General features: G+C 62.3%; 20 protein-coding genes. 8 read left to right on the top strand and 12 right to left on the bottom strand.

Annotated elements, in window-relative coordinates; genetic code table 11:
- Positions 1 to 129 precede the first annotated feature (129 nt).
- Entirely contained in the window at positions 130 to 1,041 is a 912-nt protein-coding gene (locus FHX14_RS14005) for a LysR family transcriptional regulator (protein WP_184377528.1), read from the bottom strand.
- Positions 1,042 to 1,180: 139 nt separating this feature from the next.
- Between FHX14_RS14005 and FHX14_RS14000 the strand changes: the two genes are divergently transcribed.
- Both FHX14_RS14000 and FHX14_RS13995 read left to right on the top strand, forming a co-directional pair.
- Positions 1,181 to 2,254, top strand: a complete 1,074-nt coding sequence (locus FHX14_RS14000) for a tartrate dehydrogenase (protein WP_184377527.1) — start codon at positions 1,181 to 1,183, stop codon at positions 2,252 to 2,254.
- Positions 2,255 to 2,455: 201 nt separating this feature from the next.
- The gene (locus tag FHX14_RS13995; RefSeq protein WP_003577877.1) at positions 2,456 to 2,932 is read left to right on the top strand and encodes an Lrp/AsnC family transcriptional regulator; all 477 of its coding nucleotides are present in this window, start codon (positions 2,456 to 2,458) and stop codon (positions 2,930 to 2,932) included.
- A 129-nt stretch (positions 2,933 to 3,061) separates the two neighbouring features.
- Here the strand turns inward: FHX14_RS13995 and FHX14_RS13990 are convergent, their stop codons facing one another.
- Complete coding sequence (locus tag FHX14_RS13990) at positions 3,062 to 4,438, bottom strand: aspartate aminotransferase family protein (RefSeq protein WP_184377526.1); 1,377 nt, start codon at positions 4,436 to 4,438, stop codon at positions 3,062 to 3,064.
- 13 nt (positions 4,439 to 4,451) lie between these two features.
- Entirely contained in the window at positions 4,452 to 5,285 is an 834-nt protein-coding gene (locus tag FHX14_RS13985; protein WP_184377525.1) for a GNAT family N-acetyltransferase, read from the bottom strand.
- 411 nt (positions 5,286 to 5,696) lie between these two features.
- Here FHX14_RS13985 and FHX14_RS13980 point away from each other — a divergent pair, with 411 nt between their 5' ends.
- The gene (locus tag FHX14_RS13980) at positions 5,697 to 6,365 is read left to right on the top strand and encodes a haloacid dehalogenase type II (protein ID WP_184377524.1); all 669 of its coding nucleotides are present in this window, start codon (positions 5,697 to 5,699) and stop codon (positions 6,363 to 6,365) included.
- 306 nt (positions 6,366 to 6,671) lie between these two features.
- Here the strand turns inward: FHX14_RS13980 and FHX14_RS13975 are convergent, their stop codons facing one another.
- The 3 genes from FHX14_RS13975 to FHX14_RS13965 form a co-directional block, all read right to left on the bottom strand.
- Positions 6,672 to 8,129 carry an NAD-dependent succinate-semialdehyde dehydrogenase gene (locus tag FHX14_RS13975; protein ID WP_184377523.1) on the bottom strand — a complete coding sequence of 486 codons (1,458 nt, stop codon included), beginning with the start codon at positions 8,127 to 8,129 and terminating at the stop codon, positions 6,672 to 6,674.
- 236 nt (positions 8,130 to 8,365) lie between these two features.
- Complete coding sequence (locus FHX14_RS13970; protein WP_184377522.1) at positions 8,366 to 9,820, bottom strand: aldehyde dehydrogenase family protein; 1,455 nt, start codon at positions 9,818 to 9,820, stop codon at positions 8,366 to 8,368.
- Between the two features lie 106 nt (positions 9,821 to 9,926).
- Positions 9,927 to 11,204: an FAD-binding oxidoreductase gene (locus FHX14_RS13965; protein WP_184377521.1), complete on the bottom strand. Its 1,278-nt coding sequence runs from the start codon at positions 11,202 to 11,204 to the stop codon at positions 9,927 to 9,929.
- A gap of 298 nt (positions 11,205 to 11,502) precedes the next feature.
- On the opposite strand from FHX14_RS13965, the gene FHX14_RS13960 reads away from it, so the two are divergent.
- Entirely contained in the window at positions 11,503 to 12,213 is a 711-nt protein-coding gene (locus FHX14_RS13960) for a cupin domain-containing protein (RefSeq protein ID WP_184377520.1), read from the top strand.
- A gap of 43 nt (positions 12,214 to 12,256) precedes the next feature.
- On the opposite strand, the gene FHX14_RS13955 is transcribed toward FHX14_RS13960, so the two are convergent.
- From FHX14_RS13955 to argE, 3 genes are read right to left on the bottom strand one after another with little or no spacing between them, the layout of a single operon-like run.
- Positions 12,257 to 12,613 carry a cupin domain-containing protein gene (locus FHX14_RS13955; protein ID WP_184377519.1) on the bottom strand — a complete coding sequence of 119 codons (357 nt, stop codon included), beginning with the start codon at positions 12,611 to 12,613 and terminating at the stop codon, positions 12,257 to 12,259.
- 14 nt (positions 12,614 to 12,627) lie between these two features.
- The gene (locus FHX14_RS13950; RefSeq protein WP_184377518.1) at positions 12,628 to 13,551 is read right to left on the bottom strand and encodes a glyoxylate/hydroxypyruvate reductase A; all 924 of its coding nucleotides are present in this window, start codon (positions 13,549 to 13,551) and stop codon (positions 12,628 to 12,630) included.
- A gap of 15 nt (positions 13,552 to 13,566) precedes the next feature.
- On the bottom strand, positions 13,567 to 14,694 hold the full coding sequence (argE, locus tag FHX14_RS13945) for an acetylornithine deacetylase (RefSeq protein WP_184377517.1): 1,128 nt from the start codon (positions 14,692 to 14,694) through the stop codon (positions 13,567 to 13,569).
- A gap of 240 nt (positions 14,695 to 14,934) precedes the next feature.
- Between argE and FHX14_RS13940 the strand changes: the two genes are divergently transcribed.
- On the top strand, positions 14,935 to 15,810 hold the full coding sequence (locus FHX14_RS13940) for a GNAT family N-acetyltransferase (RefSeq protein ID WP_184377516.1): 876 nt from the start codon (positions 14,935 to 14,937) through the stop codon (positions 15,808 to 15,810).
- Positions 15,811 to 15,974: 164 nt separating this feature from the next.
- Positions 15,975 to 16,868 carry a DMT family transporter gene (locus FHX14_RS13935; RefSeq protein ID WP_184377515.1) on the top strand — a complete coding sequence of 298 codons (894 nt, stop codon included), beginning with the start codon at positions 15,975 to 15,977 and terminating at the stop codon, positions 16,866 to 16,868.
- A gap of 28 nt (positions 16,869 to 16,896) precedes the next feature.
- Here the strand turns inward: FHX14_RS13935 and FHX14_RS13930 are convergent, their stop codons facing one another.
- Positions 16,897 to 17,772, bottom strand: coding sequence for a helix-turn-helix domain-containing protein (locus FHX14_RS13930; RefSeq protein ID WP_184377514.1), 876 nt, complete (start codon positions 17,770 to 17,772; stop codon positions 16,897 to 16,899).
- A gap of 95 nt (positions 17,773 to 17,867) precedes the next feature.
- Between FHX14_RS13930 and FHX14_RS13925 the strand changes: the two genes are divergently transcribed.
- The gene (locus FHX14_RS13925; RefSeq protein ID WP_184377513.1) at positions 17,868 to 19,430 is read left to right on the top strand and encodes a 4-hydroxyphenylacetate 3-hydroxylase N-terminal domain-containing protein; all 1,563 of its coding nucleotides are present in this window, start codon (positions 17,868 to 17,870) and stop codon (positions 19,428 to 19,430) included.
- 10 nt (positions 19,431 to 19,440) lie between these two features.
- Positions 19,441 to 19,953, top strand: a complete 513-nt coding sequence (locus FHX14_RS13920) for a flavin reductase (protein WP_184377512.1) — start codon at positions 19,441 to 19,443, stop codon at positions 19,951 to 19,953.
- Between the two features lie 57 nt (positions 19,954 to 20,010).
- Here FHX14_RS13920 and FHX14_RS13915 read toward each other — a convergent pair whose 3' ends face one another.
- Both FHX14_RS13915 and FHX14_RS13910 read right to left on the bottom strand, forming a co-directional pair.
- Entirely contained in the window at positions 20,011 to 21,489 is a 1,479-nt protein-coding gene (locus FHX14_RS13915; protein ID WP_184377511.1) for an aldehyde dehydrogenase, read from the bottom strand.
- A 58-nt stretch (positions 21,490 to 21,547) separates the two neighbouring features.
- Positions 21,548 to 23,002, bottom strand: coding sequence for an APC family permease (locus FHX14_RS13910; RefSeq protein WP_184377510.1), 1,455 nt, complete (start codon positions 23,000 to 23,002; stop codon positions 21,548 to 21,550).
- Positions 23,003 to 23,142 lie beyond the last annotated feature (140 nt).

Here is a 23,142-nt window from a genome sequence, read left to right as displayed (position 1 = left end):
ACTTCGGCATATTTGACGCAGTCGTCGTGCCTGATACCGCCTTTCAACGAAAATGGTGCAATACGGTACGCAAAACCGGCGAGCGCCTTCAGCAGCATTCGACGACGGCGTGATCACAAACTAACTTGCTCAGGCTGGTAGCGAATATCTTTCGAGATTCCGCCTCAGCAGATCAAGCAGCGCGTCTCGCTCCGGATCACGGATGGCTTTCATCCAGGCGACAGCCAGCGGCAGTTTCGGCACCGTCTGTCCTGCCTCCTGCACCGGCAGAAAGCGAACGCCGGCAGAAGCCAGAGAGGACGTCCATCGCGGGACGATGGCGAGGCCGAGGCCGGCGGCGACCATGCTGACGATGGTTTGTTTTTCATCGGCCACCTGGGTGATATCAGGGTGCAGGCCGGCTGCGGCAAACAGGTTCATCGTCAAATCATAGCTGTGGGGCCGGGATCGTCTGTCCGGTACGATCAACGGCGCATTCGCAAGATCGAAGACAGAGACGCTCTTGTGGTCAGCGAGTTTATGAGAGGCCGGGACTGCGACGACGGTCGTTTCGGAAAACAGATCTTCGACCGCAAGGTGACGGCTCATCCCCGGACGCGGCCTGATAAAAGCCAGATCCAACCCGCCGGCCAGCACTTTGGGCACGAGTCGAATGGATTTGCCCTCGATCAGCCGGGTTTTGACATCGGGGGCGATGGCTCGAAAGTCGTGGATCAGTATTGGAAGGAGGCCGGCGGCGGCGCTGTCGATCGCGCCGATCCGAAGAATGCGGCTGCGCCGGTGCTGCCTGGCGCGAAATTTCTGACCGAGCTCATCGAGCCGGGCGAGAAGCGGCCTGATCTCTTCCAGCAGCGCTACTCCATCCTCGGTCAACGAGACGCTCCGGGTCGTGCGGCTCAGCAGCTGACTTCCGACCGACTCTTCCAGCAGGCGCACATGGCGCCCGAGCGATGCCGGAAGCAAGCCGATCCTTTGCGCCGCCCTTCCGAAGTGGAGCTCTTCGGCAACCGCAACGAAGCATCTCAACTGCTCCAGTTCCATAGGCAACTCCCTATTATATCCGCAATTTATATAATTCTTTCGCCGTTGAGTAAACTGAGGGCTCGGCACTAGGCTTCAGGGAGAACGCGTAGGCCTCATCGGGCAGGACTGGCGTGCAAGAGGTTATCGGAGCAAATCAATGCGTGAATATTCTATTGCGGCTATCCCAGCGGACGGGATCGGACCCGAGGTCATTGCCGCCGGGCGAACGGTGCTCGCGAGTCTGGAAAAACGTCTGGGCGATGTGAGATTTGCCATCGAACACTTCGACTGGGGTTCCGACTACTACAAAAGCCACGGCGTGATGATGCCATCCGATGGGCTTGAGCAGTTAAAGAAATTCGACGCGATTTATTTCGGCGCCGTCGGCGCCCCGGATGTTCCCGATCATATCACCCTTTGGGGGCTCAGGCTGCCGATCTGCCAGGGCTTCGATCAGTATGCCAATGTCCGGCCGACCAAGATCCTTCCAGGCATCACCCCTCCGCTGCGCAACTGCGGCGTCGGCGATCTCGACTGGGTGATCGTCCGCGAGAATTCCGAAGGAGAATATTCCGGCCATGGCGGCCGCGCCCATCGCGGCCTGCCGGAGGAAGTCGGAACCGAGGTTGCCATCTTCACCCGCGTCGGCGTCACCCGCATCATGCGCTACGCCTTCAAACTGGCGCAGGCGCGGCCGCGCAAATTGCTGACGGTCGTGACGAAGTCGAATGCCCAACGGCACGGCATGGTCATGTGGGACGAGATCGCCGCCGAGGTGGCCGTGGAATTCCCGGATGTCACCTGGGACAAGATGCTGGTCGACGCCATGACGGTGCGGATGACGTTGAAACCGCAGAGCCTCGACACGATCGTCGCGACCAACCTGCATGCCGACATCCTCTCCGACCTTGCCGGCGCGCTCGCCGGCAGCATCGGGGTCGCGCCCACCGCGAATATCGACCCGCAGCGCCGGTTTCCCTCGATGTTCGAACCGATCCATGGCTCGGCCTTCGACATTGCCGGCAAGGGCATCGCCAACCCGATCGCGACCTTCTGGACCGCCGCGCAGATGCTCGACCATCTCGGCGAGCAGGAGGCCTCTGCCCGTCTCATGCGCGCCGTCGAAGCGGTCACAGGCGCGGGCATCCTCACCCCCGACGTCGGCGGCACCGCCACGACCAAAGAGGTCACGGAAGCGGTCTGCGACGCGATCCATTCCTCCAATGGCTAGAGCGCCTGGCCGAGTGGCGTCACACATCCTGGTCGCCGGTCGGGGCAGCATAAAATGCTGCTGTCGGCCAAGACACATCTCGTTTGTCCCTCGGGAAGCCCATGAAACGCGATCGACTCAAGCCTTCAATATGGTAGTGTTGGGAGGATAGCGGCACAATATGCTGCGGCGCTGGCAGGTTCGACAAGGCGGAGTGGAACGATGAAACTCGACCGGATCGATATCAAAATTCTGCATGAATTGCAGAAGAATGGCCGCGTTACCAATGTCGAGCTTGCCGAGCTCGTCAACCTGTCGCCGAGCCCCTGCCTGATGCGGGTGAAGAAGCTGCAGTCGGAAGGTTATATCGAGGGTTATTCCGCACAGATCAACGTCGCCAAACTCGGCCAGACGCTGACCGTTTTCACGGAGATCACCCTGAAAAACCACCGTCAGATCGATTTCGCCCGGTTTTTGACGACGGTCGAGAAGATCGACCAGGTGATCGAATGCCATCTTGTCTCCGGCGGCTACGACTATCTCTTGAAATTCGTGACAGCCGGGATCGGCGAATACCAGACGATCATGGAACGACTGTCCGACATGGAGATCGGCATCGACAAGTATTTCAGCTTCGTCGTCCTGAAGTCGCCCATCGTCAAATCGCACATGCCATTGACGAGCCTGTTTCCGCTTTAGTTCGTTCGTCGGCTCGACCGCGGGAGCAACATGCACCGGCGCGATCGATTGAGCCCTTCTAGGGCCGCACCAACTCCAGAAGGTGGTGCGGCACCACTTTGTTATAGCATTTTCCGCAGCCGACCACGGTCAGCCTTTCAGGGCCGCGCGTACATCGGGGTCGGCCAGGGTGTCATCAAGCGTTTTGCGCGTGCGCTCGATGATGGCGTCGATGTCGGCGTCGGTGCAGCAGAGCGGTGGCGCATAGCCGAGGACACCGTTGGCGAAGGCACGGATGACCAGGCCGTTTTCCCAGGCGCGGTCGAAGACCCGGCGCGCCGGGTCGGCGGCTGCCGGCAACGGCGTTTTCTTTTCCTTGTCGACCACGAGTTCGACGGCGGCCAGCATGCCGCGGCCGCGCACGTCGCCGACGAGCGGATGGTCCTTGAGGCTTTCAAGCCCCTGCATTAGCCGTGCACCGGCTTTCCGGCCGTTCTCCAGGAGGCCGGTTTCGTAGAGGTTCAGCACCTCGAGACCGACGGCGGCGCTGACGGGATGGGCCGAATAGGTATAACCGTGTCCGATGGCTGCGCCACCGGCGCCATCCGCGATGGCCTGGTAGACATGGTCGGCCATGAAGACCGCGCCCATCGGCACATAGCCGGAGGTCAGACCCTTTGCGGTGGTGATGAAATCAGGAACGATCTCGTCGTCCTCGCAGGCAAAGAGCGGCCCGGTGCGGCCGAAAGCGGTGATCACTTCGTCGGCGACAAAGAGGATTCCGAGCTCGCTGCAGAGCGCCCGCATCGCCTTCATCCAGCCCTTCGGCGGCACCAGCACACCGCCCGAACCCTGGATGGGTTCGGCATAAAAGGCGGCGACGCGCTCGGGGCCGATCTCTTCGACCTTGCGCCGCAGTGCTGCGAGGGAGGCATTGATGATGGCCTGCGGATCCTCACCCACCGGGTTGCGGTAGGCGTAGTGCGAAGGGATCTTGTGCTGCCAGTCGAAGGGAATGCCGAAGCCGGCGTGGAACAACGGAAGTGCCGTCAGTCCGGCCCCGACAGTCGATGAACCGTGATAGCCTTGCTCGATGGAGATGAACTGGTCGCGCTGCGGCTGGCCGCGGGCGATCCAGCAATAGCGGATGAACCGGATCGTGCTGTCGACGGCATCGGATCCGCCCAGAGTGAAGTAAACGTGGTTGAGGTCGCCCGGAGCCCGTTCGGCCAATGCCGCGGCAAGCCGGATCGCCGGTTCCGAGCCGAGACCGAAATAGGTTGTCGCATAGGGCAGTTCGCGCATCTGCCGCGCTGCCGCCTCGACGATCGATTCATGACCGTAACCGGCATTGACGCACCACAGGCCGGCGAAGCCATCGACCAACTGTTTGCCTGAAGCATCGGTTACCGTCGCCCCTTTGGCCGAAGCGAGCACACGGACACCGAGCTTTTCGTGATTGCGGTAGGAGGCGACGGGATGCACGAGATGGGCGCGGTCGAGTTCGACAAGGGAATTGCTGTACATGATGCTCTCCGGATCAGCCGAGCGCCTGGTTGGCGAGGGCGAAGATGGTGGCGACGGAATCGGCGGCTGGGATCGATGGCTTCATCATGGCGATGCCGCCGCCGACATGGGCGAAGCCCTGTTCGGCCAGCCAGCCGGACAGGCCGGCGGCAGCCGTGGTATCGACCCTGAGGAACACGCCGGGGCGCCGTGCGATGAAATGCGTGACGAGCGCCTTGGCGTCCTCGACGTTGCCGGCAATGACGGGGCCGATGACCTCGCCCCGGCCGAAGCTGCGAAGAACCGCAAAACCGGTGACGCGTCCGTCGCAGCGGACCACGGCGAGTTCACCGACCCTGGCGAGATATGCGATCAGATCGGCGCGATCGGCGCCGAAGGCCTGTCGATCGAGTTCGGTGATCGCGGAGAAATCGGTCGTGGCGGCGGCTGACGTCGCCGTCGGCGCGGCGCATTCTGCTGCGATGCCTTGATGCTGCAGAATGCGGCCGGTCTGGCTGAAGCCGAGCTTCTCGTAGAGCGGAAGGCCATCGGCGGTCGCCACAAGCCGGAGCGGGCGATCGCCGGCAAGCTCTATTGCGGCCTGCATGAGCTTGCGGCCAAGACCGCGGCCGCGCATGGCTTCATCGACGATGACCATGTTGATCGTGGCGCAGTCTTGCTTGTAGGGGGTGACAAGCACGGTGCCCACCACCCGGTCGCCCTCGATGGCGACGACGCCCTCGCTCAAGGCATGCGCCATCTCCCAGTCTTCAGGCCGATGGGGCCAGCCCGCCTGCCGCGACAGCTTCAGGGCGGCACCCAGGTGTTCGCTGCCGAACGCGGCAAAGTCGATCTGGCTTGTCTGCATGACACTTCCTTCGTTTCCTATCCGGGAGTGTGAAGGACTGCGGCTTGGCTAATCGTCTGAAGGCCACGCCCTGTGCAGTATCTTATCGTTTTCCCTTTGTCGCCCGCCGCATCTTATGCTGGCATGTGGGCGTCACCGGGCGGATCGCGAGCAACATTCGCTGAACTCGGGCAAGCCGGGTGAACGAGTGCGGCGAACCGATCAAATCGAGAGGCATAATGGAGGGCGACACAGCCATCCTGCCCGTCGTTCAGCCGCCGCCAGCGGGTGGGGCATCCACAAGCATCTGCCAAAGCCGCCTTTCGATACGAAATAATCTGCTTCGATCGCTCACGCATTCAGGCGAGCCGGAGGGCGGGCCGCGTCTATCATGACGTCAAATGCCCGATCCACCCTCCAAAGGATATGTCCATGACCCTCTCGCGCCCAAAATACATCACCTTCGACTGCTACGGCACGCTGACAAATTTCCAGATGGCGGAGGCGGCCCGCGATCTTTACGGCAACCAGCTCGACGAGCCGCGCATGGCCGAGTTCGTCCGCAACTTTGCCGCCTATCGCCTCGATGAGGTTCTGGGCGACTGGAAGCCCTATGCCGAGGTCGTTCACAATTCGATCGAGCGCAGCTGCAAACGTAACGGCATCAAGTTCAGGGATGAAGACGCCCGCATGGTTTACGAGCGGGTGCCGACCTGGGGGCCGCATGCGGATGTGCCGGCTGGCCTTGCGAAGGTCGCCAAGGAGATCCCGCTGGTGATCCTGTCGAATGCGATGAATTCGCAGATCATGTCGAATGTCGAAAAGCTCGGCGCGCCCTTCCATGCGATCTATACCGCCGAACAGGCACAGGCCTACAAACCGCGCCTGCAGGCCTTTGAATATATGTTCGACATGCTCGGCTGCGCGCCTGAGGATGTCGTGCACTGCTCCTCGTCGTTCCGCTACGACCATATGTCGGCCAACGATATCGGCATCAAGAACAAGGTGTGGGTGAACCGCCGCCATGAACCCGCCAACCCGTTCTATGGCTATGTCGAAATCCCCGACATCTCCGGCCTCCCCGGTGTATTCGGTCTCTGAATTGAATGAAGAAAAGTGCGGGCGGCTTTTCCGCTCGCACTTTTTTGAAGAGGTCCGCCGTGCTCGCGGACCAGCAGGCAATTCCAGCCGCAGCGAGCCGCAATGGATTGCCCCCGCCGCCTTAAGCCTGCTTAACGGCTTCTCCGAGCAAGCGAACATTCCAGAGACTCAGAGCTTGAGGGTGCCTGCCGCCGGATCGAGCGAAGCGGAAGGATTGCCAACGCCCGTGTATCGCCATGGCTGTGAAAGAAATGGCGCACGCGCGTGCGCCACATTGCTGGTTCTCATCTCGTAATCGCTTCAGGCTCAGCTCAGCCCGCCGATGTGGAAGCTCTTCATCTCGAGATATTCCTCGATGCCGACCTGCGCCCCCTCACGGCCGAGGCCGGACTGCTTGACGCCGCCGAAGGGGGCGACTTCGGTGGAGATTGCGCCGGTATTGAGCCCGATCATGCCGAACTCGAGGGCTTCGCCGACACGCCAGGAGCGCTTCAGGTTTTCGGTGTAGAAATAGGCAGCCAGGCCGAAGGGCGTGCCGTTGGCGATTGCGATCGCCTCGTCTTCCGTTTCGAAGCGAAAGAGCGGAGCAACCGGACCGAAGGTCTCTTCGCTGGCAAGCAGCATATCTGTCGTCGCTCCGGTCAACACCATCGGCGCGGCGTATTGCGAGCCCTCCGCCACGGAGCCGCCTCGTGCTGCGATCTTGGCGCCTTTGGCCACGGCGTCGTCGACATGGCGGGTGATCTTCTCGATCGCCGCCGTGTTGATCATCGGGCCGATGACATTGCCGGGTTCCGTTCCCGGACCGACCTTCATGGCGTTGACGCGGGCGCCGAGCTTCTCGGCGAAGGCATCATAGACTCCGGCCTGCACCAGGATGCGGTTGGCGCAGACACAGGTCTGACCGCCGTTGCGGAACTTGGACAGGATTGCGCCTTCGACCGCGAGATCGAGATCGGCGTCGTCGAAGACGATGAACGGCGCATTGCCGCCGAGTTCGAGCGAGAGCCGCTTGACGCTGTCGGCGGCGCCGCGCATCAGCAGCGAGCCGATCCGGGTCGAGCCGGTGAAGGAGATCTTGCGCACCGTCGCGTTTTCCATGAACTCGCTGCCGATCTCCGTCGGCATGCCGGTGACGATATTGATCACACCCGCCGGAATGCCGGCACGCTCGGCAAGAATACCCATGGCGAGCGCCGAATAGGGGGTGAACTCCGAAGGCTTGACGACAACCGTACAGCCGGCCGCCAGGGCGGGCGCCACCTTTCGGGTGATCATCGCGATCGGGAAATTCCAGGGTGTCACAATGGCGCAGACACCGACCGCTTCCTTGAGCACGACGATGCGGCGATCCGCCGTCGGCGAGGGAATGGTGTGGCCGCCGATGCGGCGAGCCTCTTCGGCAAACCACTTGACGAAGGAGGCACCGTATCGGACCTCGGCGCGCGATTCATCGAGAGGCTTGCCCTGTTCAATCGTGATGAGCAGTGCGAGATCTTCGAGATTTTCGATCATCAGCGCATGCCAGCGCTCAAGCAGAAGAGCACGCTCGGCATGCGTCCGCTTCTTCCATAGGGTGAAAGCGGCCTCGGCTGCATCGATCGCCGCGCGGGTCTCGGCAGTTCCCATATCCGGAACCGTGCCGAGGTTTACCTGAGTGGCGGGATTGACGACGTTCACCGTCTTGCCCGAGGCTGCACGCGACCAGATCCCGTCGATCAGGCCGGCCTGCTGGAAAAGGTCTTTGTCTTTCAACTCAAGCATATCGTTTCCTCTCTGACTATCAGTCTGAGTCAAGCCTACCGAAACAGGACAAGCAGCATGCATTGACAGTGGCTGCGGGCGCGGTGGAAAATAACGTTTTGGGAGATGCGACAGTCATCTTCGGCTGTTACCCGGAGATCGGCGAAGCGCTGTGCCGAGCCATGAATCCGGCATCCGTCGGCAAGAGGGTGCCGGATAGGGTCAGCAGCCTGCACGACAGAGGGCGATGTGATGCTCTAGAAGTATCCGAGGATGGATTTGACCTCGAGGTATTCCAGCATGCCCTCAATGCCGAATTCGCGTCCGTTTCCAGATTGCTTGAAGCCGCCAAAAGGCGCGTGTGGATCCCAGGCCGGATAGTTGAGATGCACTTGACCGCAGCGGATCCGCGACGCGACGTCCTTGACGACGTCCATATTCTTGCCCTGCACATGCGCGCCCAGGCCGTAGACGGTATGGTTGGCGATGACGATGGCTTCCTCCACCGTGTCGTAGGGAATGAGGCAGAGAACCGGGCCGAAGATTTCCTCCTGGGCGATGTGCATATCCGTGCGCACCTTCGAGAAAATCGTCGGTTTGACGTAGAACCCGGCATTCAGCCCGGCTGGGCGACCCTCGCCGCCGGTGACGAGTGTCGCGCCTTCCGCAATCCCGACGCCGATCATGGTCTGGATCCGGTCGAACTGGGCGCGGTTGGCGATCGCACCATGCGTGCTGGCCTTTGAGAGGGGATCACCGACCGTAATCTCATCTGCGGCTCTCGCGGCGATGGCCTCGATCTCGGAGAGCATCGCGCGCGGCACGATCATACGCGTCGGCGCACTGCATGATTGGCCGAGATTGCGGAAGGCAGCCGCTATGCCCATGGAAACGGCGCGATCGAGGTCGGCGTCCGGCAGGATCACGTTCGGCGACTTGCCGCCAAGCTCCTGTGCGACGCGCTTGACGGTCGGCGCGGCTGCCTGGGCCACCGCGACACCGGCACGGGTAGAGCCGGTAATGGAAATCATGTCGACATCCGGATGGGACGCGAGAGCCGAACCGACACACGGGCCGTCGCCATTGACGAGGTTGAAGACGCCGTTGGGGAAGCCGGCTTCCTCGATCGTCTCGGCAAACAGCAGCGCGTCGAGAGGCGAAAGCTCGCTGGGCTTGAGCACGACCGTGCAGCCTGCGGCGAGCGCCGGTGAGACTTTGGCGGTGATCTGGTAGAGCGGCCAGTTCCACGGGGTGATCAGTGCACAGACGCCGATCGGTTCGTGGGCGACGGCAGTGTGCCCGCGCTGCTTGACGAAGGGGAAGGCCTCCAGGACATTGCGGGCGACCGTGACATGGGCGATCGCCAGCGGCACCTGCGCGCTGCGCGCATATCCGATCGCCGCGCCCATTTCGAGGCTCAGGCACTGCGCGAACAGTTCGCCGCGCGCTTCGAGCAGCGTCTGCAGGCGCTCGAGCAGAGCCGCACGGTATTCCGGCGTGGTCCGGCTCCAGGTGGCGAAGGCCCGCCGGGCGGCGGAAACCGCAGCGTCGACATCCTCGCCGTTTCCGAGCGCAAAATGGGCCACCGCCTCTTCCGTGGCAGGATTGACCACGACGCCCTTGGCGCTGCCCCTGGGTTCAAGCCATTGACCGTCGATGAAGAGTTTGTCCAGACGACCGTTGCGGGACAGGTGTTCGAGAGGTGTGATCATTGCAAAGTCCTTATGCGGCAAAAGGCACGGAGGATCGGCAGGAAAACAGGGGCGGCGGTCCTGCGCGAGGCTGTCGAAGCCGCGAGGGGCGCGGCGCCGGGATCGGTCAGGGCAGCAGGTCCTTCATGCGGTAATAGGTGCCGACGATGGGCAGGAACCACGGGTTTCCGGTATGCATGGGAACGGCGGGCCACGCGAAGCCGTCGAGCGGATTGGCGTCCTTGCGCCCCATCGCCATATTGGCCAGCGCACTGCCCATGAAGGTCGAAAGCTGGGCTCCGTGGCCGGAATAGCCCATGCTGTAAATCACGCCCTCGGCGCTGCCCGCACGGGGATAACGGTCTTGCGTGCAACCGACGAGGCCGCCCCAGCAATAGTCGATCCCGACGTCTGCAAGCTGCGGAAACATGCCGACCATCTGCTGGCGCAGAAGCTGGCCGGAGCTGACGTCGGTTTTCTGGTTGGATACCGCCGAAAATCTCGCCCTCCCCCCGAACAGCATGCGGTTGTCGGGCGTCAGGCGGAAATAATTGGCGATGTTGAGAGAGTTGGTGAAATTGCGGTTGCCCGGAACCGTCGCAGCGACTTCCTGCGGGGTGAGCGGGCGTGTCACAATGATGAAGGAAGCGATCGGCATCAGCCTTCGGCGGAAATAGTTAAAGACGCTTGGCGTATAGGCATCGGTCGCCAGGATGACCTGACGGGCGGAGAGCGAGCCGGTCGGCGTGGTCAGCCGCCACCCATTCGGCACGGGCTCGCGGGCGGTGACCGGGTTGCGCTCCCAGATCGCCGCGCCGTGGCGGCAGGCCGCCTGCGCCACGCCATTGGCGTAGCGTCCCATGTGCATCATGGCGGATTTCGGATAGAGGATTCCGCCATGGAAGGCATCCGAAACCACCTCCTCGCGGAGATCCTCGCGCGTCAGCCATTCGGCTGAAGGGTCGACCTCGCGGCGGATTTCTTCGGACATCGCCTGAAGCTTGCCGACATGAGAGGGCTTCGAGGCAAGCTTGAGCTTGCCGCCCCTGCGGAAGTCGCAGGCGATCTTTTCTTCCTCGATAATGCGTTCGATCATGTCGATCGAGTCGTCATAGGCCCGCCACAAGCGGCGCGCCCGGTCTTCCCCGAGATGCTGCCTGGCGGCGCCGAAGCTTGCGAAATGACCGCTGTTGAGGTGCCCGCCATTGCGGCCGGACGCACCATACCCAACGTGCTCGGCTTCCAGCAGAGCGACCTTCACACCGGATTGCGCGAGCGTACGTGCGGCGTTGAGCCCGGTGAAGCCGGCGCCGATCACCGCAACCTCGAAATCTCCCGAGACGGGGTCGGCGATGCCTCCGGCGAAGGGGATCGAGGTATCATGCCAGTAGGAAGCAAATTTCATTGGCGCATGCCCTTATGCTCGTCTGATCCGATGCATGAAGTATATGCCTGCTGGCGCTGGAGAGGTGCGGCGCAGGCGGCTTTGTTTCGCAACAATTGCCTGTGTTGGGGGCAGCAAACCAAAGGATATTCTGTTTATGCGCCAACTCCGCAGCGCGCCCCTTGAGGCCACGGATTAGGATCTCTGCAGAATTCGATCCCGCGGCTCTTCCAGGATTAGGCCCATGCCCAAATTGGCCCGCGGCCCATCAGCATTAAGCTCAAACCTATGAATACCTGACCAAAATGGGAGTGACGCGATGACCGGTAAAACCATTCTCCTCTTCGAGGCGAAAAGCGGAGGTGCCCCGGAAGGCAAACGAAACGCCTTGGGGGCAGACGACATATTCGGGGCCGGCCGCGATATCGTCTGGAGCGCCGCGGGCGGGGTTTTCGCCGGATCAGTCCACTGGAGCGGAAAGGCCTCGAGCGCCAGCTTTCCCCATACGGAATGCCTGGTCGTCGTGGCAGGGCGTCTTGTCCTGCATTCGGGCGGCTTGACGTTTGATCTCGCCTGCGGCGACAGCGTCGTCATCGGCCGCGGCCAGGACTTCACGGCGGAAGCGGATGAAGGCACGCAGTGGATCTTCTGCGCAACGACCGCGGCGACATCGAGCATGCAGGGCGTCGTGGCGATCGACAGACATGTGACACTTGCCCCCTCCCCGCCGCCTCCGGCGCAGTTCGTGGAAGGCGACACGCCTCAGTGCCGTCTCTTCAGGGCATTTTCCGACGAAGGGGCCGGCTTTCGGGCCGGTGTCTGGGCGACGACGCCGCACACCCGGCTGTCGCGCCCTCATCCCGTCCATGAATTGATGTATATCCTGGAGGGGCAGGCTGATGTGATCGATGGCGACGGGACGCAAACATCGGTCGGGCCGGGAGACGCGATCTTCGTCGGCCGCGGGACGATCAACCGCCTTTCAATTCACGGCAACCTCAAGAAGATCTTTGTCATCGCCGAAGGCTAAGTAAGAGGCGCGCCGTTCTTCGGGCGCGCCCGTCGGCGGCCTCTCAATCGTAAACGCAGACATAGATCTTGCGCACGGTTTCGATCGTGCGCCAGACGCCGACAAAACCGGGCTTCATCACGAAGCTGTCGCCGGCACGGTAGGTCTTCGTCTCACCGTCTTTTTCATCGATTTCCACGACACCGGAAATGATGTGGCAGAATTCGTAGACCGTGCCCTTGATCGAATGGTGCTCGCCTGGTGTCGCTTCCCAGATGCCGGTGACTACCTTCTCGCCTCTGGAGGCATCCTGAGCCCAGGTCTTGTAGGCCGGGCTGCCCGAAATCAGCCGGTCTGCGTCCGGCACGGATTGCTTTGGCGTAAAATTCGGATCGGTATCGATGGTCAGCAGAAGCGACATGTGATTTTCCTCGTTTAATAACCGCGTGTCCGATCGACCAAGCCGATCAGGTCTTTTCCAGCGCGGTGGCGCCGAATATTTTCAATGACCGCGTGCGCTGCCGTTTCCGGCTGGGTGACCGAGGCGATGTGCGGCGTGATCGCCACTCTCGGGTGTTGCCAGAGCGGATGGTCCGCCGGCAGCGGCTCGGGATCGGTGACGTCGAGCATTGCCGCGGCAAGGCGGCCGCTATCGAGCGCCTCGATCAGCGCCGCCTGGTCGAGATGCGGCCCGCGGCCCACATGCAGCAGCCTGGCGCCGGCCGGCAGCTGGGAGAAGAGCCCGGCATTGAGAATGCCGCGCGTCTCGTCGGTCAGCGGCAGCAGGCAGACCAGAATGTCCGTCTGCGCCAGAAAATCGGCAAGTCCGTCCGGCCCATGATGGCAGGTGACGCCGTCGATTTGCTTTTTGCTGCGGCTCCATCCGGCGAGCGGAAATTGGAACGGCTTCAAGCGCTCGATCGCCGCCTGCGCCAGGATGCCGAGGCCGAGGAAGCCTATTCTGCGGCCGGCCGCCTGCGGTGCAGCGAGGCTCTTCCAGACAGACTGTTTCTGCAGCTCCCGATAAGCGAGCATCTCCCGGTGGAGCATCAGGACGCCAAGCGTGACGTATTCCTGCATCATCCGGATAATGCCGTCCTCGACCATGCGGACGAGCGCTACATGGTCCGGTAGGCTGTCTTGTTTGAGTTGATCGACGCCGGCGCCGATACAAAACAAAATTTCCAGATTGCGGTAACGCGAGATGTCGCCGGGGACCGTCCAGGTCAGGAGATAGCGTATCTTGTCCGGATCCACCGGTTGGCCCTGCCCGACGAACTCCAGATCCGGAAGCTCGCGGGCAAAAATCTGCTGGAAAATCGCCCCGCGGGTGGCATCGGAGTTGAAGAGAAACGCCATGGAGATCACCTTCTTTCAGCCTTCGGCAAGATGGGTGCCGAGTTCCTCGATCATCGTCTGGCATGCGGCGAGCTCGCCGATCTCGATGTATTCGTCAGGACGGTGTGCACGGCCGATATCCCCCGGGCCACAAATGATGGAATCGATGCCGGCCTGCTGATAGAGCCCGGCCTCCGTGCCGTAGCTCACGGCGGCAAGCGGCTCCTGTCCGGTCAATTCCGTCAGCAGGCTTGCGAGTTCGCTGCCTTGGGGGAGCGCAAGTCCGGGGTAAGCGCTCAGCTCGTGCCAGCCGACCTCGAAGCCCTGATCTTTGAGAGCGGTGAGCCTGGCTCGTACCGGCTCGAGTAGAACAGATGGCGAGATGCCCGGCACGGCGCGGACCTCGACATCGGCGGTGCAGCGATCCGGAATGATGTTGACCGACTGGCCGCCGGCAATGACGCCAACCTGCAATGACGAGTAGGGAGGCGCGAAATTATGGTGGAAGGGGCCGCTCGTCAGGGACTTGCCGTATGCGGCGACCTCTGTGATCAGACTGGCCATGGCATGAATGGCGTTCAGCCCGAGATCAGGACGGGAGGAATGACCCGACCGCCCGATCACCTCGAGCCGGACGGCTGCCTTGCCCTTATGCCCCCGCACCGCCTGCATCCGGCTCGGCTCACCGATGATCGCCCCCAGCGGGGCATCGCACAGCTTCGGCAGCGCCGCGATCAGATGCGGCACGCCGCGGCTGCCTGCCTCCTCGTCATAGGAGAAGGCAAGGTGGATCGGCCGCCGCAGCTTCATGGCGGCAAGTTTCGGCAGTGCGGCCAGGGCGCAGGCGAGAAATCCTTTCATATCGCTCGTGCCGCGGCCATAAAGCCTGTCTCCCGCAGCGCGCAGCACGAATGGGTCGGAACTCCATTCCGGTTCCCCGGCCGGCACGACATCCATGTGTCCGGAAAGAATGTAGCCTCGGCCTTCGCGCGGTCCGATAGTCGCGAACAGGTTGTACCGGTCACCTTCCGGGCCAGGATGGACCGTCACCTCGGCTCCCGCCTTTCGGCAATAGTCGCCGATCCAGTCGGCGATCGCGCCGTTCGGCGTTCCGACAACGGAAGGGAACGCGATCAGCCTTGCGAGAATATCTATGACGTTCATGGGTGACCAAGTTGCCTTTGGAGTGGTCCAGATGCTAACCAGCCTAAGCAAAGGCAGGAGTTTTGCCTGCTGAGTGGGGTCCCGGTTCAGCTGAAGATTTCGAATTGTTGCGGCGAACAAGCCGATCCTGCCGGCCTTGATGTGCGATATTGTGACTTGGTTGCAATCGGCGCAGGATCAAGGACGCTGTCTACCTCCAGGGGAGTCTGGTGATCTGGCGAACGGAGCGGATACCCGAAAATGCAAAAATCAGTGCGGCTGAAATCGTTCGAATTGATTGCGCAGGATATCAACAGTGTCGATGTCAGCCTGCTTCACGCCCTGTCGATCGGCGTCGGCTGGCCGCACCGGCCCAAGGACTGGGATCTGCTGCGGCGCGCGGGCCGGGGCATCGTTGCCGTCGATGGGATCGGACGCGTGTTCGGAAGCGCGATGTGGTTTCCGCATGGCGATGATTTCGCCACGATCGGGCTGGTGATCACCTCGCCCCGCACGCAGGCGCAAGGGACCGGCCGATGGCTCATGGAGCAGGCGTTCGAGCAGTGCGGCGACCGCAATCTGAGCCTGAATTCGACCCATGCCGCTTATAGGCTTTATGTTTCGCTCGGCTTCACCAAGGAAGCGATTGTCTATCAATACCAGGGAGATGTCACGCCCAAGCTCCCTCCCCTGCCGGAGCTGAGCGGGCAGTTGAGCGAATTGTCAAATGACAATGTCGAGGAGATCAGCGCTCTCGATACGCGCGCTTTCGGCACCGATCGCGGCAAGCTGCTGGCTTTGCTTGCCGAGGGTGCTTCCATCTGCACCCTCCGGCGGGGCGACGAAATCGTCGGCTATTCCATGTGCCGCGAGTTCGGACGCGGCCATGTCGTCGGTCCGATCGTGGCAAGCAATGATGAGGACGCGATCCATCTTGCCGCCGTGCATCTCAAGGATCTGGCTGGTCGGTTCGCGCGCGTCGATACGCGGGAAAAAGGCCTGTTCGCCGAGTTCCTTCAACAAAGCCGGCTGGCCGTCTCGGAAACCGTGACGACCATGTCCAAGGGGCAACGCTTCCTGAACAGGAAGAATGGGGAACCGGCGGTTTATGGCTTGGCCGGCCATGCTGTGAGCTAGACAGTCGCTCTTCGATCACGTTTAAACGCTCCGCGCCCGGATTCCAAAGCGCGTTGCATCAAACCTGATCCATGCGCCCGCGCTTTGGTCCTTTGTTTTATGCATGTCGTTACCCCCGGAACCGCTGCACACGCCGGGCCACATGCATTAAGGATCGAAGTCAGATGCCAATTCATGAACTTGCCGCGCTCGGAGCGGCAACGTGCTGGGCCTTTACGGGTCTGATCTCGGCAGGCCCATCCGGCCATCTCGGCGCGCCCGCCTTCAACAGGGTCCGCCAGGTTTTCGTCACCGGTCTTCTGGCCCTTTACGTGATCGTCAGCGGATCCTGGCGTCAACTCGACGCGGCAAGCGTCGGTCCGCTGCTATTATCAGGACTGATCGGCATCTTCATCGGCGATACGCTACTCTTTGCCACGCTGAACCGGCTTGGCCCGCGTCGCGCCGGCATCCTGTTTGCGCTCAATGCTCCGATTGCCTCGCTGCTCGGCTGGCTGGTGCTGGGGGAGGCGCTGTCGTTTTCCGCGGTGGCGGGGATCGCGTTGACGGCCGCGGGCGTTTTTCTCGCCATCGTTTTCGGCAAGAGCCGATCACAGATCCATCAATGGGAGACGATCAAGGGGCCGCTGTGGATCGGCGTCCTGCTGGGGCTTGGCGCCGCGACGGGCCAGGCGGTCGGCTCCATCATCGCGCGGCCGGTCATGGTCAGCGGTATCGATCCTTTCGTCGCTTCGCTGCTTCGTGTCGGCATGGCGGCTCTTTGCCTGAGCATCCTGATCCAGTTGCCTGTCCAGTCGGTCAAACCGAAGGGGCCGCTCACTTTCAGGGTCGCGGCACAGACCGCCCTGACCGGGATCATAGCCCTCGGCATGGGCATGACACTTCTGCTCTTTGCGCTCGCGGGCGGTAAGGTCGGTATCGTCTCGACGCTGTCGGCAACCTCGCCCGCGATTATTCTGCCGCTGCTGTGGCTCAAAACCGGCGAACGCCCGGCCGGCGGCGCCTGGGCCGGCGCCGCTCTCGTGGTCGTCGGGATGGCTTTGATCTTTCTTCGGTGACCGATGGCCGACGACGTCCTCTCGCGCGTCACGCTATCGCCTGCGAATGCCGCCGGCGCCAGGCGGCCGGCGCCTCGCCGGTGCGTTTGCGGAAGAAGCGGGAGAAATAGGCGGGGTCCTCGAAGCCGATCTCGCCGGCAATATCTTCGACCGAGCGAACGGTGAACATCAGCAGACGTTTGGCTTCCAGCGTCCGCCGCTCCAGCAGCAATTCCTTGACCGACAATCCGAAGACTTCTCGGGCGGCCTTGTCGAGGAGATGCGGCGTGGTGGCAAGCAGATCGACATAGGCCCCGACCGGCCAATCCTTCCTGTAGTGAAGATCGATGAGACGGCGCAGCGCCAGTCCGAGCGAGACAGTCGCCGAGGTCGACGGCAAGGCCACGCGGCCGCCGATGCGGCCCATCAGCGACAGCACGACCGAAATCAGGCCGCAAAGCACCTGTTCGCCGTCCGCACCCCGATCGCGATAGTCCTCGGCGACCATGTCGAGGAGTGTGCCGAGCTTGGCCCATACCGGATCCGCAGGCTGACCGGTCAGGAAGATCGGGAGATCGAGATTGAGCGCGACCTGCGGCACGATCGCCTTCAGCATGTCGTCCGAGACCGACACGACGATCGCGTCGGACTGCTCGTCGACATCGAAACCATGCACCACGCTGCTCGGCACGAAGCTCACGGCGGGAGCGGAAAAATTCCAAGTCTCCTCTTCGATCCGATAGGTTCCGCTTCCCTGAAACCAGTAGGTGATCTGTCCCATCAGCGGATGTTTATGCGGCGAAACATGACCGAGATGCAGGTTTTTTCGCTCCATCACCGTTTCGACATGCAGGAATCCCACATCGAGCGAGCGGCTCGGCTCGCCATAGACGAAAAAGTTCGGAACGTCGCTTCGTGTCGCCATACCGGAAAAAGTACCAGCGAATTCCCCTCTTTGTCCATGGTTTGTCCGCCGCTCCCGTTTTAGCTTCTGTCAATATTCCAAGGGAGGAACCTGACATGCGAGCTGAAGACCACCGCGGCGACAAGATCCGTCCGTTTACCGGCGCCGAATATCTCGCCAGCCTGCGCGACGGGCGCGAGGTCTACATCAACGGAGAGCGCATCGCCGACGTCACCAGCCATCCGTCGATGCGCAATTCCGCCCGCTCGATCGCGCGGATGTATGATGCGCTGCACGCCGAGAAGACCAAAGACCACCTGACATCGCCGACCGATACCGGCAATGGCGGCTATACGCATAAATATTTCCGGGTGGCGAAATCCTCGGCCGAACTCGTCGCCCAGCAAGGCGCCATCGCCGATTGGGCCCGCATGTCCTATGGCTGGATGGGCCGCACCGCCGACTACAAGGCGGCGCTGATGAACACGCTCGGCGCCAATGCCGACTGGTATGGACCTTTCAAGGACAATGCACTCGCCTGGCACAAGCGCGCGCAGGAAGCCGCACTGTTCATGAACCATGCGATCGTCAATCCGCCGATCGACCGGCACAAGCCGGCCGATGCCGTCAAGGACGTCTTCGTCCACATCACCAAGGAAACCGATGCCGGCATCTACGTCTCGGGCGCCAAGGTGGTGGCGACTTCCTCGGCGCTGACGCATTACAACTTCCTCGCCCAGAGTTCGGCGACGGTGACGGAAGATCCCTCGCTCTCGGTCATGTTCATCGTGCCGATGAATGCGCCGGGGATCAAGATGTTCTGCCGCGTCTCCTACGAGCAGACTGCCAATACCGTCGGCCAGCCCTTCGACTATCCGCTGTCGTCGCGCTTCGACGAGAACGATGCGATCCTGGTGCTCGACAACGTCTTCGTTCCCTGGGAGGACGTGCTGGTCCTGCGCGATGCCGCCAAGATCCTGTCCTTCCACCCGGCCTCCGGCTTCATGCACGGCTATTGCTTCCAGGGCTGCACGCGCTTTGCCGTCAAGCTGGACTTTATGGCAGGGCTGCTCGCCAAGGCGCTGCGGGCCACCGGCGGCGATGCCTTCCGCGGCAACCAGGCCGCGCTCGGCGAGGTCATCGCGCTGCGCCACATGTTCTGGTCCTTTTCCAACGCCATGGCCCACAATCCGCAGCCATGGGCGAACGGGGCCGTGCTGCCTAACATGGAAGCAGCCCTTTCCTACCGCACCTTCATGTCGGAGGCCTATCCGCGCGTCATCGAAACGGTGCGCAAGGTCGTGGCCTCGGGGCTGATCTATCTCCCCTCCTCCGCCAAGGATTTCGGCAATCCCGAAATCGACCGCTATCTCGCCCAATATGTGCGCGGCTCCAACGACATGGGCCATATCGAGCGCATCAAGATCATGAAGCTGCTTTGGGATGCGACCGGCACCGAATTCGGCGGCCGTCACGCGCTCTACGAACTCAACTATGCCGGCGCGCCTGAGGAGGTCCGGCTGCAGGTGCTGAAGGGCGCCGAGCGCGGCGGGCGGCTGAAGGAGATGGAAGCGCTCGTCGACCAATGCATGAGCGACTACGACGAAACCGGCTGGACCGGCGACACCTGGCTGCCGCCGCTCGACCAGGCATCCTCCATGCGCAACGCGGCCGAATGAGGAGATGGCCATGGAGGAGCAAGTCTCGAAAACCGAATTCCGCGATGCGATGGCCAGGGTCTGTGCCCCGGTCAACGTCATTACCACCAACGGACCCGCCGGGCGCGGCGGGTTCACCGCCACCGCCATGTGCAGCGTCACCGACGAACCGCCGACACTGCTCGTTTGCATGAACGGTCGCTCGGCCCAATGCGGCGTCTTTCTCGAAAACCACCGCTTTTGCGTCAATGTGCTCGCCGATGACCACCAGGAACTCGCCGGCTATTTCGCCGGCCGCCAGGCGGATATGGCGGCACGCTATGCCGCGGCAAAATGGATCGACATGCCGTCGGGAAGCCAGGCGCTGGCCGACGCCATGGTCTCCTTCGACTGCCGGCTCACCGAGGCGCGCCTGGTCGGCACGCATCATATCTTCATCGGTCAGGTCATTGGCATTCGCTCGCGGGCGGATGGCAATGCACTGCTCTATTTCGACCGCAACTATATCAACGTGCCGACGCAAGTGGGCAGTTTCGGGGGATAGGCGGTCGGCTTCCCCGTTGCCGCCGATGGGGAAGCGTCTTGCCGTCAGCGAACTTTTTCAGAGCTGGACCCACGCGGTTTTCAGATCGACATATTTATCCAGCGCATGCAGCGATTTGTCGTGGCCGTTGCCCGATTGTTTGACGCCGCCGAGCGGCACGCTGTTGTCGGCGCCGCCATAGGTGTTGACGTGCACGACGCCGGCGCGGATGCCGCGCACCATCCGGTGGGCGCGCGACAGGTTCGATGTCCAGACGGCAGACGCCAGGCCGTATTCCGTAGCGTTGGCGATCTGCAGGGCTTCGGCCTCCGTCTCGAACGGGATGATCGACAGGATCGGCCCGAAGACCTCCTCGCGGGCGAGCGCCATGGATGGCGTCACGTCGAAGACCGCCGGCTGCATATAATAACCGCCCGTCTCCTGCAGGATGCGGGCGCCGCCGGTGCGCAGCAAAGCGCCTTCCGACAGGGCGTCGGCGACATGGCCAAGGTCTTTCTGCAGCTGGATCTCGCTTGAGATCGCGCCGGCCTCGGTGGAGAGCTGCAGGGGGTCTCCGACCTTCATGGCCGCGGCGATGCCGGCGACCTTTTCCGAGAATTCCTCATAGATCGATTTTTCCACCAGCAAGCGGGAGCCGGCGACGCAGACCTGGCCGGAATTGCGGAAGATCCCGTAAGCCGACACCTTGGCCGCCTGATCGAGATCCGGCGCATCGGCAAAGACGATGTTCGGCGATTTGCCGCCGAGTTCCAGATAGACGCGCTTCAGGTTGGAGCGGGCGGAATATTCCAGCAGCCGGCGGCCGACTGGACCGGAGCCGGTAAAGGCGAGCACATCGATATCCATGTGCAGTCCGAGGGCTTCGCCGCTGACGGCGCCGCGCCCGGTGACAACGTTGAGCACCCCATCCGGCAGTCCCGCTTCGGTGCAAAGTTCGGCGAGCCGCAGCAGGGTCAGCGATGCGCCCTCGGCGGGTTTCAGCACCACGGAATTGCCGGCCGCAAGAGCTGGCGCAATCTTCCAGGCGCCGATCATCATCGGGAAATTCCACGGCACGATGGCGGCGACGACGCCCACCGGCTCGCGATGAACGAGACCGAGAATATTGTCGGCCGTCGGAGCGATCTCGCCATAGACCTTGTCGATCGCCTCGGCATAATAGCGGAAGGTGCCGGCGGCACTGCCCGGCTCAGCTTTCAGCGCCATCGAAATTTCGGTGCCGTTGTCGCGCACGCCGAGAACGGCGAGTTCAAGCGCGTTCTTCTCGATCAGCTCGGCGATCTTCAGCAGCACCTTCTTGCGCTCGGCAGGGGCGACCCGCGACCAGCTGCCTTTTTGGAAGGCGAGCCGCGCCGCCTTGACCGCCTGATCTACGTCTGCGGAGCCGGCATCGGCAATGGTCGTCAGCCTCGTTCCGTCAATCGGCGAGATGACGTCGATCGTCGCTCCGCTAACGGCCAAGCGCCAGGCGCCATCGATGAACAGCGATTGGGGAGGAACGGGCTGCGTCCGCAACTGATCGATCTTGTCCTGCATTTCATGCCCTCGTGAAAAAGGGTGGCGGAGATGATCCGCCACCGTTGATAGGGTTCGGTCAGGCTTCCTGCCCGGCGCCGAGCCGGGCAAAACCGACGGCATCCGCCGACTTCAGACGCGCTGCGGCGAGCAATCCGATGATCCCGGCGATCAGCACGAGACCTGGCAGGAATACGCCGAGCGCGCCATTGGCGCCGGCGATGGCGCCGAAATTCGCCGAGATGTAATAGACCAGCGCAAGCAGGATCAGCCCGGTGACGACAGGCAGCACCTTGACGACCAGGATATTACGCTCGAGCCCCGGATTGCGGCTGAAGAAGACGACAATCGAGAAGGCCGTGAACGCCATCAGCAGAATGATGGCGAGCGTGGCGACATTGGTGAGCCAGGAGAAGAGCGCCAGCACCGGATCCTGACCCGTCGCTGCAAAGAGCGCAATCACGAGCACGGCAATGACGGTCTGGATGATCGAGCCGACATGCGGGCTCTGGAAGACCGGATGCGTAACACCGACCGACTTCGGCAGCAGACCCTCGCGGCCGGCGACATACATGTAGCGCGCAACACCGTTGTGGAAGGCAAGGACGCCGGCAAACAGACTGGTGATGAAGAGAACGCTCATCACGACGGTGATCCAGTGGCCGACATAGCGCTCGGCAAGGCCGAAGAGGAAGGTCGTGGGATCGGCGAGGCCCTGCAGTTCGGGCACCAGCTTATCGGCGCCGGCGCCATTTACCATTAGCCATGAGGTCAGCATGTAGAAGAGGCCGATGATCAGCACGGAAATATAGGTCGCGCGCGGCACCGTCTTGTGCGGTTCGCGGGCTTCCTCGCTGTAGATGGTGGTCGCCTCGAAACCGATGAAGGCGGCGAAGCAGAACAGGATGCCGATCGCCGGCGTTCCGCTCCAGAAGGCGGTGGGCGTGAAGGGGGTGGCGGACAGGCCGCTGTCACCGCCCTTGGCCAAGATCGCGGCGTCGATGACGAGGACGACGAGATATTCGAGAATGACGAGAACCATCAGCACCTTGGCCGAAAGATCGACCCGCCGGTAGCCGAAAACGGCGACAAAGGCGATGCCGACATAACTCCAAACCCACCAGGGAAGGTCGAGGCCGAGCTGCTCGGCGAAAAAGCCCCTAGTCGCTGCGCCGAAGAGGCCGAGAACGCCGACCTGCATGGCGTTGTAGGCGAGGATCGCGATCAGCGCCGCCGCCCCGCCCATCAGGCCGCCGAGGCCCTGGGCGGTATAGGCATAGAAGGCGCCGGCATTGCGGATATGGCGCGCCATGGCGACATAGCCGACCGCAAACAGCAGCAGGATGCCGGTGACCAGCAGGAAGGTCAGCGGAATGCCCGCTCCGTTGCCGAGCATCATCGACAGCGGCACGCCGCCGGCAACCGCCGTCAGCGGTGCGGCGGCCGAAACCACCAGGAAGGTCACGGCGCCGACGCCGAGACTGTTTTTGCGCAGCTGGTTCTCAGCGGTGCTTTGCGAATTTTGCGTATTCATCTGCCTTCGTTCCCCTTGTTTAAGAACATCCGATCATCGCTGCGATTGCACGCAGGCGACCTCCACCAGAACCGGACTGACGAGGGGCGTTTATGGCTTTTGTTGATTTTGCCGCCGTCAGCGCTTATGGTTCATTATTT

The organism is Rhizobium sp. BK619 (assembly GCF_014195245.1).
Lineage (GTDB): Bacteria > Pseudomonadota > Alphaproteobacteria > Rhizobiales > Rhizobiaceae > Rhizobium > Rhizobium acidisoli.
This window is presented reverse-complemented; position numbering and strand designations above follow the sequence as displayed.